Origin of the sequence: Streptomyces sp. LS1784 (genome assembly GCF_020103755.1) — a bacterium.
GTDB lineage: Bacteria > Actinomycetota > Actinomycetes > Streptomycetales > Streptomycetaceae > Kitasatospora.
The window spans coordinates 1-11,065 of the sequence record NZ_JAHSQD010000265.1; the positions used below are offsets into that span (position 1 = coordinate 1).

Below are 11,065 nucleotides of genomic sequence, written 5' to 3' on the forward strand. Positions count from 1 at the left end.
AGGCCGTCCAGTTCGGCGAGCACCGAGTCGACGGCGGCGGCGAGGTGCCGGGCGCACCGCTCGACGGCGGCCGGCTCGCGAGCGACGGGCAGGGTGAGGCTGGACGCGCTGGTCATGACGGCTCCGGCGGCGAGGGAGGGGTCCGGGAACGGCGGCACGGCCCCGGCTCAGCCGTCGTCCGCCAACTCCAGGTGCCGCCGGACCAGATGGTGCACGCAGGCCACCGCATGCGCCTCGGCGGCGGCCCGGGCGCCGGCCGCGTCACCCGCCAGCACGGCGACCAGGATCTCCCGGTGCTGCTCGGCGAAGCGCTCCTGGTCCGGCCCGTGCGGGGCGGGCAGCCAGAGCAGCGGTCCGAGTTCGGCCTGGAGCCGGACGGCGAGCTGGGTGAGCCGCACCGACTGGGCGGCGACGGCGAGTTCGATGTGGAAGCGGGCATCGGCACGGCGCTGCTCGGCGGGCCCGGCGGCGTCGCGCAGGTCGTGCACCAGCCGGGTGAGCCGGGGTCCGAGGTCGGCCGGGGCGCGTTCGGCGGCGAGCCGGGCGGCGGTGCCGAAGACGGCCAGTTCCTCGTCGCCGAGGTCGCGCAGGTCGACGGTGGCGAGGTCGCGCAGCCGGGCGAGCTGGAGGTGTTCGGAGCCCTCGGCGGGGGTGCGGACGAAGCTGCCGCCGTTGCGGCCGCGCCGGGTCTCGATCAGTCCGGCCTCCCGGAGCAGTGCGAGGGCCTCACGGACGGTGCCGTTGGCGACGCCGAGCTGGTCGGCCAGGTCGTTCTCGCTGGGCAGCTGGTCCCCGTCGGCGACCAGTCCGAGGGCGATCGCCTCGGTGATCCGGCGGGCCACCGCGTCGGCGCGCCCGAGGTCGGCGAGCGGCGCGAGGACGGCACTGAGCAGCGGGGTCGCACTGCCGATGGCCGTCACGGGCCCCTCCTCGATCGCCGTCGCCGGATCACCGTCCGACCGGATGTTTCCCGCAGGGTACCTCCCGGTCGAGCGCGCACTCTTGCCGCTAGAAACTCAATCTCGTATGTTTTCCCGCAACCTCGGCCCGAGCATCACCCCGCAGCGCTCCCCCACGCATCACGACACGTTCCCAGGAGCAGGTCATGACCGATGCCACTGCACGTGCCACCACCCACTCCCACGACCCGGACACCGAGCGGCTGGCCGCCCTCGGCTACACCTCCGAGTTCAAGCGCGACATGAGCCCCTGGGCGAACTTCTCGCTCGGCTTCACCTATCTCTCCCCCGTCGTCGGCGTGTACACACTCTTCGCCTCCTCGCTCCAGACCGCCGGGCCGCCGATGGTCTGGAGCTTCCTGATCGCGGGCCTCGGCCAGCTGCTGGTGGCCCTGGTGTTCAGCGAGGTGGTCGCCCAGTTCCCGGTGGCCGGCGGGGTGTACCCGTGGGCGCGCCGACTCTGGGGCCGCACCTGGGGCTGGATGACCGGCTGGGTCTACCTGCTGGCGCTGATGTCCACCATCGCGGCCGTCTCCTACGGCGCGGGCCCGTACGTGGCCGCCCTGCTGGGCGTCGAGCCGAGCACCGCGACGACCGTCTGGTGCGCACTCGGCCTGCTGGCGCTCGCCACCGTGATCAACCTCGGCGGCACCCGGGTGCTGTCGGCGGCGGCCGTGTTCGGCTTCGCCGCCGAGCTGCTCGGCGCCCTGGCGGTCGGCGCCTGGCTGCTGCTGACGCACCGCTACCACGGCCTCGGCGTGCTCTTCGACCGGTTCGGCGCCGGCGGCGACGGCGACTACACCGACGCCTTCCTGGCCGCCGGGCTGATCGCGGTCTTCCTGTTCTTCGGTTTCGAGGCCTGCGGCGACGTCGCCGAGGAGGTGCCCGACCCGGGCCGGCAGATCCCCAAATCGATGCGGCGCACCATCTACGTCGGCGGCGCGGCGGCGATCGGGGTCAGCCTGGCCCTGGTGATGTCGATCCAGGACATCGGCGCGGTGGTCTCCGGCGACGACAGGGACCCGGTGGCCAAGGTGCTGCACGACGCCTTCGGCGCGGCCGGCGCCCGGGTGGTGATCGGCGTGGTGCTGATCTCCTTCCTGTCCTGCGTGCTGAGCCTCCAGGCGGCGGCGAGCCGGCTCGCGTACTCCTTCGCCCGGGACCGGATGATCGCAGGCAGCCGGCTGCTGTCCACCGTCTCGGACCGGCTGTGGGTGCCGCCGTACGCGCTGCTGCTCGCCGCAGCGCTGCCCGGCGCGATCATCGTGGGCGCCTCGGCGCTCTCCGAGGGCGCCCTCACGAAGATCATCTCCTTCTCCAGCATCGGCATCTACCTGGCCTTCCAGATGGTGGTGCTGGCCGCGCTGCGGGCCCGGCTGCGCGGCTGGCGCCCGAGCGGGGACTTCCGGCTCGGCCGCTGGGGCCTGGCGGTGAACACCGGCGCGCTGGTCTACGGCGTCGCCGCGATCGTCAACATCTGCTGGGGCCGCACCCCGGACGCCGCGTGGTACGACAACTACCTGGTGCTGCTCTCCGCGGTGGTGGTGCTCGCGGCCGGCGGCCTCTACCTCCTGCTGGCCCGCCCGCACCTGCGCGGCGACGCCCCCTCGGGCGACGCGGCGGCCGTGGCCGAAGCGACCGGGGAGCGGGCATGACCGGGCTCCCGCTGGACGGCGTCCTGGTCGCCGACTTCGGCCGGGTCCTCGCCGCGCCCTACCTGACGATGCTGCTGGCCGACCTCGGCGCCGACGTGGTCAAGGTCGAGCAGCCCGGCACCGGCGACGACACCCGCGCCTGGGGCCCGCCGCACGCCCAGGGCGAAGCCACCTACTTCCTCTCCGTCAACCGCAACAAGCGCTCCCTCACCCTCGATCTGCGCGACCCGGCCGACCACGCCCGCGCCGTCGAACTCGTCCGCCGCGCCGACGTGCTGGTGGAGAACTTCCGCCCCGGCACGATGGCCCGCCACGGCCTCGACCCGGACCGCGCCCAGGCCCTCAACCCCCGGCTGGTCTACTGCTCGATCACCGGCTTCGGCTCCGGCCGGGGCGCCGAACTGCCCGGCTACGACCTGCTGGTGCAGGCCGTGGGCGGCCTGATGTCGGTGACCGGCCCGGCCCCCGGCGAGCCGGTGAAGACCGGCGTCGCGCTGGTGGACGTGCTGACCGGGCTGCACGCGGCGGTCGGCGTGCTGGCCGCGCTGCGCGAGCGCGAGGCCACCGGCCGGGGCCAGCTGGTGGAGCTGAACCTGCTCTCCACGCTGCTCTCCGGCCTGGTCAACCAATCCGCCGGCTACACCCTGGCCGGGGCCGTACCGGGCATCCTCGGCAACCGCCACCCGTCGATCGCCCCGTACGAGGTGTTCACCGCCGCCGACCGCCCGATGGTCGTCGCGGTCGGCAACGACCGGCAGTTCGCCGCGCTCTGCCGGGGCGTGGGCGCCCCCGAGCTGGCCGGCGACCCGCGCTTCGCCACCAACTCCGACCGGGTCGCGCACGTGACCGTGCTGGCCCGCGAACTCACCGCCCGGCTCGAACGCCGCACCGCCGCCGAGTGGTTCGCGGTGCTCACCCCGCTCGGCGTGCCCTGCGGTCCGGTCAACGACCTGGCCGAGGCCTTCGGCCTCGCCGACTCGCTCGGCCTGCACCCCCGGGCGCCACTGCCCGGCCCGGACGGCCGCCCGCTGGACCTGGTCGCCAACCCGATCGGCCTCTCCCGCACCCCGCCCCGCTACCACCTGCCCCCGCCGCGGCTCGGCGAGCACACCGCCGAACTGACCGCCTGGCTGGACGCCCCGTACGACAAGGACCCCGAGGACCACCCATGAGCACCCCGCACGGCACCGGCACCGCCATGTCCGACCCGCTCGACCTGATCGACTTCGCCACCCTCCTCACCGACGAGGAGCGCGAGATCCAGGCCACCGTCGCCAGGTTTCTCGCCGACCGGGTCCGCCCGCACCTGCCCGAGTGGTTCGACAGCGCCCACTTCGCCCGCGAACTCGCCCCCGAACTCGGCGCGTTGGGCCTGCTCGGGATGCACCTGGAGGGCTACGGCTGCGCCGGCACCAACGCCGTCTCCTACGGCCTGGCCTGCCTCGAACTGGAGGCCGCCGACTCCGGCTTCCGCAGCTTCGTCTCGGTCCAGGGCTCGCTCTCGATGTACTCGATCCACCGGTGGGGCTCGGAGGAGCAGAGGCAGGAGTGGCTGCCGGGGCTCGCCGCCGGCACCGCGATCGGCTGCTTCGGGCTCACCGAGCCGGACTTCGGCAGCAACCCGGCCGGGATGCGCACCCGCGCGGTGCGCGACGGCTCGGACTGGATCCTCGACGGCACCAAGACGTGGATCACCAACGGCGGCATCGCGGACGTCGCCACCGTCTGGGCGAACACCGAGGACGGCGTGCGCGGCTTCCTGGTGCCGCGCGGCACACCCGGCTTCACCACCCGCGACATCCGGCAGAAGCTGTCGCTGCGCGCCTCGGTCACCTCCGAGCTGCACCTGGACGGCGTCCGGCTGCCCGCCGAGGCGCAGCTGCCGGGGGCGAAGGGGCTGCGCGGGCCGCTGTCCTGCCTGAACGAGGCGCGGTTCGGCATCCTGTTCGGCGCGGTCGGCGCCGCCCGGGACTCGCTCCAGGCGGCCCTGCGGTACGCGGACGCGCGGGTCCAGTTCGGCCGGCCGATCAGCGGTTTCCAGCTGACCCAGCGCAAGTTCGCCGACATGGCGCTCGCGCTCGGCAACTCCGCGCTGCTGGCCGTCCACCTCGGCCGGCTCAAGGACGGCGGGCGGCTGCGCTCCGAGCAGGTCAGCGTCGGCAAGCTCAACAACGTGCGCGAGGCGCTGGCGATCGCCCGCGAGTGCCGCACCGTCCTCGGGGCCAACGGCATCTCGCTGGAGTACTCGCCGATCCGGCACGCCAACAACCTGGAGTCGGTGCTGACCTACGAGGGCACCAGCGAGATCCACACGCTGGTGGTCGGCCAGGCGCTCACCGGGCAGGCGGCGTACCGGTAGAGCGGCACGCGCCGAGGCCCGCGCCCGGCTTGTCCAGAGCCGGGCGCGGGCCGCCGTTCCCCAACCCGGTGCCGATGCCCGTGGCACCGGGTGGAGTCTCTCCGAGGGGTGCGGTCAGACCGCGACCGCCTCCTCCGTCTCCTCCTCGGCCTCCTGCGGCGTCTCCACCGGGCGGCGCCCGCGGCCCTCGTACACCGCCGCGGCCACCAGGGCCACCCCGCCGAGCAGCAGCCAGACCAGCAGGGTCACGACGTGCCCGCCGAGGCCCGCTCCGCCGTCGAAGTACATGACGCTGCGCGCGCCCTCCAGGAAGCCGGCGCCGGTCCAGAAGCCGTGCAGGCCGCCGAAGAACCCGTTCTGCAGCTCGGGCCGGTAGATTCCGCCGGAGGAGGTGAAGTTCAGCATCACGAACAGCACCATCAGGGCCAGCGTGGTCCACTTCTTCAGGAAGCTGTGCAGGCCGATGCCGATCAGCACGATGCCCGCCGAGTAGAGCCAGCCGAGCGCCCAGACCGCGGCGTGGTCGTGGTCGACCACATGGAAGACCGGCCCGGCGGTGACGATCCCGATCACGCTGACCACCAGCGAGACCGCCACCCCGACCAGCGCCCGCACCCTCAGGCTCAGCGCCGCGCCGGCGGCACCGATCGCCGCGACGCTGGCGTAGGAGCCGATGCTCAGCGCGACCAGCAGGAAGAACAGGCCCTGCCCGGTCGGGTCGCCCTCGGCCGGGGTGGTCAGGTCGGTGACGTGCAGCGGCACGCCCTGCCGGTCGGTGACGTTGGTGAACACCTCCGTGGCGGCCACCACCGAGGTGTCCGAGTTCCCCTTGGCGACGATCAGCTCGGAGCTCTTGGCGTCCGGGACGAAGGCGCCCACGAGGTCCCGGTCGCGCAGCTGCTGCTCGGCGGCGGCCCGGTCGTCCACGGTGCGGACGTCGAGCGCGTCCCCGGCCTTGCCCTGGATCGCCTGCGCCAGGCCCTGCGCCTGCGGCGTGGTGCCGACCACGGCCACCTTGAGGTGGTGCGGCTCGGGCTGGTGGAACGCGCCCTGGTAGGCGAGCGCCATGCCCAGGCACATCAGCAGCGGGGTGATCAGGTGGGTGGCCAGGTGCTTGAGCGAGTGCCCCAGGGTGGGCTCCGCGGCAGGGTTCCGGGGTGTGCTCATGGTGTTCGTACCGTCCTCCGGTGGTGTCTCTCCATGATCAAAGAAGATGCTAAATGCAACCAATATGGATGGTCAATGCAACCTTCTATCGATGTAGCTTACAACCATTCGACATCGATCGAAAGCCGGGCCCCATCGGCCGGCGGCCCGGCTTCGACCGGACCGGCCGTCAGCCCAGCTCGAACACTCCGTACGAGAACCCGTCCGCCCGCAGCTCGCCGTCCGCCACCCGCACGCCCTGCACCTCCAGCGGCCGGACGCCCTGCGCCCGCCGGACACCCTCCGGCAGGCCCGCGAGTCGTACGACCGCCGGCTCCCGGCGCGGGTTGACCGCCACCAGGTACCGCCCGGCCCGGGTGTACACCAGCGGGTAGGCGGCGTTCCGGACCTCCACCTCGCCGACCGCACCCAGCCCGGGGTGCGCCCGGCGCAGCGCGACGAGCCGCCGGACGGTGTGCAACAGCGAGGTCGGGTCGGCGCGCTGGGAGAGCACGTCCGGGCGGTGCGGGTCCGGGTCCACCGGCAGGTACAGCCGCTCGGGCGGGGCGCTGGAGAAGCCGGCGGTGGGGCCGGGCGTCCACTGCATCGGGGTGCGCGAGCCGGCCCGGTTGAACCGCGGGCCGAGCACGCTGCCCTCGGTGTCGGGCAGCCCCGGCAGGTAGCGCATGCCGATCTCGTCGCCGTAGTAGACGGCCGGGAGGGTCGGCCAGGTGAGCAGGAAGGCGAAGGCGGGGGCGAGTTGCTCCGCGGTGCGCGGGCCGGTGGCCAGGCGGGAGAAGTCGTGGTTGGCCGTGGGCAGCACGATGTGCCCGCTGCCCTCGGTGAGTTCGGCGGCGGAGCGCCAGGCGTCCAGGAAGGGCTGCGGAGCGCCCCGGCCCTCGGCCTCGAAGTAGCAGGCCTCCTGGTGCCAGAACTCCTCGACCGTCCCGCCGTTGTTGTTCCAGAGCGAGCGCAGCGCCAGGCCGTGGTCCTCGCCGCCGAAGTGCAGGAAGAAGTCGGCGTGGAAGCCGGCCGCGACGGCCGCCGCCGGGTCGCCCCACTCGGCGAGCAGGACGGCCTCGGGGTGGGTGCGGTCCAGCCAGTCGCGCAGCTCGGTCCAGAGCTTGGCGGTCTCCACCTTGCCCGGGTCGTCCTTGACCAGCGAGTACGCCATGTCCACCCGGAAGCCGGACACCCCGAGGGCGAGCCAGTGCGCCATGATCGCGCGCAGTGCCGCCCGGTTGGCGCGCGGGCCCTCCGCGTCCACCGCCTGGCGCCAGGGCTCTTCCGAACTGCCACGCGCGTAGCCGAAGTTGAGCGCCGGCTGGAAGTCGAAGAAGTTCGGCCGGTACCAGCCGGGGCGGTTGCCGGGCGAGGCGACGAAGCCGTCCACCGCGGTGTCGGACCAGATGTACCGGTGGTCGGACGGGTCCTCGGCGGAGGCCAGGAACCAGGGATGGCGGTCGGAGGTGTGCCCGGCCACCAGGTCCAGCAGGACCCGGATGCCCTTGCGGTGGGCGGCCTCGACCAGGGCCGCCAGGTCCCCGGTGCTGCCGTAGCGCGGGGCGGGGGTGAGGTAGTCGGTGACGTCGTACCCGGCGTCGCGGAACGGCGAGGCGAAGCAGGGGTTGAGCCAGACGGTGTCGACACCGAGCCAGGCGAGGTGGTCCAGGTGCTCGGCGATGCCGGCGAAGTCGCCGATGCCGTCGCCGTCGGAGTCGGCGAAGGTCTGCGGGTAGATCTGGTACAGCACGGCGTCGTCGAGCCAGTCGGGGCCGGGGCGGGTCGAGGTCATGGGCGGTTCCTCCTGCCGGGGTCCGGAGGCCCGGGCCTGTCCGGGCGGGGCTGGGCCGGGACGGGCTCGGCCGGGGCCGAGCCGGATGCCCCCGATTCTCGTCCAATCCCGGCCGCCCTGACAGCCCACCTCGCCCCGCCGCCGCCTTCTTCACGGAGCCCGCACCCGCGCTTCTCGGCGGAGCCCGCACCCGCGCTTCTCGGCGGAGGCCGCACCCGCGGCGCCGCAGTGCCGGTCCCTACGGGGCCTGCCCCGCACAGGCCGCCGTGAACAACCGGGCCCGCCGGGTGATCTCCGCCCAGTCCCCCGCCGCGACCACGTCCGGCGGCACCACGTCCGTCCCCGCGCAGACCGCGAGCGCACCGTGCGCGAGGAACGCGGCGGCGTTGCCCGCGTTCACCCCGCCGGAGGCCACCAGCGGCACGTCGGGGTACGGGCCGCGCAGGTCCTTGAAGTAGCCGGGGCCGAACGCCCGGGCCGGGAAGATCTTGACGGCGGCGGCGCCGAGGTCCACCGCGTGTGCCACCTCGGTCGGGGTGAGCGCCCCGAGCACCACCGGCACCCCGGCGGCGGCCGCCGCCTCGGCGACCTCGGGACGGCAGCCGGGGGTGACCAGGAAGGAGGCCCCCGCCTCGACTGCGCGCCGTGCCTGCTCGGCGGTCAGCACCGTCCCGACCCCGACCCGCCGGCCGGACTTCGAGGCCCTGAGCAGATGCTGCGTCACATCCGGTGTGGTGTAGGTGAATTCTGTCAGGTTGATGCCACCCTCGGCGAGTGCGGCGCAGAGCGCGGCGGCGTCCGGGATCCGGGGGGCGCGGACCACCGCGATCACCGGTTCGTCGCGCAGGACGGAGAGATCGGTCGTGGCGGAGAGCTCGGTCATGGGGCCAGGGTTCCTCGGTCGGTTCGGCGCAGGGCGCGCCCGGGCCGGGCGCCGGTGGTGCGACCCTGCCGGACGACGGCGGTGCCGTTGACGTACACGTACTCGATGCCCTCGGCGGGCAGCCGGGGGTGCTCGAAGGTGGCGGCGTCCCGGACCTTCTCGGGGTCGAGGAGCACCAGGTCGGCGTGGTGACCGGGGGCGATCCGGCCGCGCCGGTCCAGCCCCAGCCGGGCGGCGGGGCGGCCGGTCATCCGGGCGATCGTCTCCTCCAGCGTCAGCACACCCAACTCCCGGCTGTAGTGGCCGAGGTAGCGCGGGAAGGTGCCCCAGGCCCGCGGGTGCGGCCGGGCGCCGACCAGCAGTCCGTCGCTGCCGACGGTGTGCGCGCGGTGGCGCATGATCGCCCGGACGTTCTCCTCGTGCCCCACGTGCTGGAGGATCGTGGTGGCCAGCTCGTCCCGGCGCAGCAGGTCCAGGAACACCTCGGTGCCGGTCCGCTGCTCCTCGACGGCCAGCTCGGCGACGGTACGGCCGACCGTCCCGGCGAGCGGGGCCGAGCGGACACCCGAGATCTGGATCGTCGCCCAGTCGGTGACCACGCCGTGGCAGCCGTCGCTGCCCTTCTCCTCCACCTCGTACCGGATCTTCGCGCACTGCGCGGGGTCGGCGAGCCGCGCCAGCGTCGCGGCCGGGCCTCCCTCGGTGGCCCAACTCGGCAGCAGGGCGGCCAGGGTGGTGGAGCCGGGCAGGTAGGGGTAGCTGTCCAGGGTGAGGTCGACGCCGTCGGCGAGCGCCCGGTCGAGAAGCTCCAGCAGCTCGCCGGCCCGGCCCCGGTTGACGCCGAAGTTCATCGTGGCGTGGGTCAGGTGCAGCGCGCAGCCGCTCTGCCGGGCGATCTTCACCATCTCCGCGTAGCCCTCCAACGCCCCCGCACCGTACGAGCGTTGGTGCGGCGCGTGGAAGCCGCCGTAGGCCGCGACGACGGTGCACAGCTCGACCAGCTCGGCGGTGTCCGCGTACATCCCGGGGGTGTAGCTGAGGCCGCTGGACATGCCGACCGCGCCGTCCAGCAGGCTCCTCGCCAGCACCTGCCGCATCCGGTCGAGTTCGGCCGGGGTGGGCGGACGGTTGTCCCAGCCCATGGCGAGCATCCGCAGCGTGCCGTGCGGGACGAGGTAACAGGCGTTGACGGCGACACCGGTGCGGTCGATCCGCTCCAGGTAGCCGGCGACGTCCCGCCAGTCCCAGGCGAAGTCGCCCGGATCGCCGTTCCAGCCCGCGAGTTGGCGGCGCAGTGCGGGCAGCGTGACGTCGTCCACCGGGGCGTAGGACAGGCCGTCCTGGCCGAGGACCTCACAGGTGACGCCCTGGGTGACCTTGGCGGGGTGCTCGGGTTCGAGCAGCAGGGCGAGGTCGGAGTGGGCGTGCATGTCGATGAAGCCGGGGGTCAGCACCAGCCCGTCGGCGTCCACCGTCTCGGGCGCGTCGAGGCCCTCGCCGATCTCGGCGATCAGGCCGTCGGCGATCCGGACGTCCGCCCGGTAGCGCTCCGCGCCCGTGCCGTCGACGACCGTCGCCCCCTTGAAGACCGTTCTCTCCCCAGGCATCAGAAGAACGTCCTGACCAGGCCGGTGACCTTCGGCTCGGCCGCGTCCGCGGAGTCCAGCACCGGGATCGCCGTCCACTTGTCGAAGGCCGTGCACGGGTGCGACACGCCCAACCGCAGCACGGCGCCGATCGGCGCCAGGTCACCCGCGTCGCGCAGGAAGGCGTGCTGGTCGTTGAGCGCGGTGATCCGGGCCGCCGTTCCGGTCAACTCTGCTCCGCCGCGCACCTGTTGCGGCTCGGGAAGGCCCTCGTCGAAGGGCAGGTCGCGCTTGCCCGCGTCCAGCAGCACGAGCTGCGGCTCGGGCCGGGAGACCACCCGGGCCCAGCCGTGCAGCGCGCCCCGGAACGGCGTCTGTCCGCCGTCCCGGGCAAGCGGCGAGATGCCCCGGTAGAAGCCGTCGTCGTGGGCGATGTACGCACCCGAGCGCAGCACCACGAACGCCTCCGGCAGGTTCGCCAGCTCCTCGGCCACCAGGTCGAAGTAGGCGCTGCCGCCGGCCGAGACCACCGGCCGGGTGCCGTCCGGGTAGGCGCTCGCCAGCCGGCCGTGCAGGTCACCGAGCGCCCGCAGGTAGCCGCGGACGGAGGCCAGCGCCTCGGCCGAGGCGTCGTGCGCGAGCGTGCCCTCGTACCCGCCGACGCCGGCCAGGCGCAGGGTGG

Annotated in this window: 8 protein-coding genes and 1 pseudogene; 3 read left to right on the plus strand and 6 right to left on the minus strand. The window is 73.8% G+C overall.

Annotated features, from left to right (window positions below):
- Positions 1 to 167: 167 nt before the first annotated feature.
- Positions 168 to 920, minus strand: coding sequence for a FadR/GntR family transcriptional regulator (locus KS423_RS26180; RefSeq protein ID WP_224282228.1), 753 nt, complete (start codon positions 918 to 920; stop codon positions 168 to 170).
- Between the two features lie 185 nt (positions 921 to 1,105).
- Here KS423_RS26180 and KS423_RS26185 point away from each other — a divergent pair, with 185 nt between their 5' ends.
- From KS423_RS26185 to KS423_RS26195, 3 genes are read left to right on the plus strand one after another with little or no spacing between them, the layout of a single operon-like run.
- Positions 1,106 to 2,614: an APC family permease gene (locus tag KS423_RS26185; protein ID WP_224282229.1), complete on the plus strand. Its 1,509-nt coding sequence runs from the start codon at positions 1,106 to 1,108 to the stop codon at positions 2,612 to 2,614.
- A complete protein-coding gene (locus KS423_RS26190; protein WP_224282230.1) occupies positions 2,611 to 3,786 on the plus strand; it encodes a CaiB/BaiF CoA-transferase family protein in 1,176 nt (391 codons plus the stop codon). The genes KS423_RS26185 and KS423_RS26190 overlap by 4 nt, the downstream gene beginning before the upstream one ends.
- Positions 3,783 to 4,973 (plus strand): acyl-CoA dehydrogenase family protein, encoded by a 1,191-nt coding sequence (locus tag KS423_RS26195; RefSeq protein WP_374120035.1) that lies wholly within the window; start codon positions 3,783 to 3,785, stop codon positions 4,971 to 4,973. The genes KS423_RS26190 and KS423_RS26195 overlap by 4 nt, the downstream gene beginning before the upstream one ends.
- Positions 4,974 to 5,087: 114 nt before the next feature.
- Here KS423_RS26195 and KS423_RS26200 read toward each other — a convergent pair whose 3' ends face one another.
- From KS423_RS26200 to KS423_RS26220, 5 genes and pseudogenes are all read right to left on the minus strand, one after another.
- On the minus strand, positions 5,088 to 6,140 hold the full coding sequence (locus tag KS423_RS26200) for an ABC transporter permease (RefSeq protein ID WP_224282231.1): 1,053 nt from the start codon (positions 6,138 to 6,140) through the stop codon (positions 5,088 to 5,090).
- Between the two features lie 169 nt (positions 6,141 to 6,309).
- Entirely contained in the window at positions 6,310 to 7,914 is a 1,605-nt protein-coding gene (locus KS423_RS26205; protein ID WP_224282232.1) for an alpha-amylase family glycosyl hydrolase, read from the minus strand.
- A 238-nt stretch (positions 7,915 to 8,152) separates the two neighbouring features.
- Positions 8,153 to 8,797, minus strand: coding sequence for a bifunctional 4-hydroxy-2-oxoglutarate aldolase/2-dehydro-3-deoxy-phosphogluconate aldolase (locus KS423_RS26210; RefSeq protein ID WP_224282233.1), 645 nt, complete (start codon positions 8,795 to 8,797; stop codon positions 8,153 to 8,155).
- A complete protein-coding gene (locus tag KS423_RS26215; RefSeq protein ID WP_224282234.1) occupies positions 8,794 to 10,404 on the minus strand; it encodes an amidohydrolase family protein in 1,611 nt (536 codons plus the stop codon). Before KS423_RS26215 ends, KS423_RS26210 begins: the two co-directional genes overlap by 4 nt.
- A pseudogene (locus KS423_RS26220) lies at positions 10,404 to 11,065 on the minus strand (amino acid deaminase); the annotation flags it as partial. The gene KS423_RS26215 and the pseudogene KS423_RS26220, both read right to left, overlap by 1 nt.

Bases quoted from the DNA above. Each gene is read 5' to 3' on its own strand.
- KS423_RS26190 (WP_224282230.1), top strand. From the start codon at position 2,611: ATGACCGGGCTCCCGCTGGACGGCGTCCTGGTCGCCGACTTCGGCCGG.
- KS423_RS26205 (WP_224282232.1), bottom strand. From the start codon at position 7,914: ATGACCTCGACCCGCCCCGGCCCCGACTGGCTCGACGACGCCGTGCTG.
- KS423_RS26185 (WP_224282229.1), top strand. From the start codon at position 1,106: ATGACCGATGCCACTGCACGTGCCACCACCCACTCCCACGACCCGGAC.
- KS423_RS26215 (WP_224282234.1), bottom strand. From the start codon at position 10,404: ATGCCTGGGGAGAGAACGGTCTTCAAGGGGGCGACGGTCGTCGACGGC.
- KS423_RS26200 (WP_224282231.1), bottom strand. From the start codon at position 6,140: ATGAGCACACCCCGGAACCCTGCCGCGGAGCCCACCCTGGGGCACTCG.
- KS423_RS26210 (WP_224282233.1), bottom strand. From the start codon at position 8,797: ATGACCGAGCTCTCCGCCACGACCGATCTCTCCGTCCTGCGCGACGAA.
- KS423_RS26195 (WP_374120035.1), top strand. From the start codon at position 3,783: ATGAGCACCCCGCACGGCACCGGCACCGCCATGTCCGACCCGCTCGAC.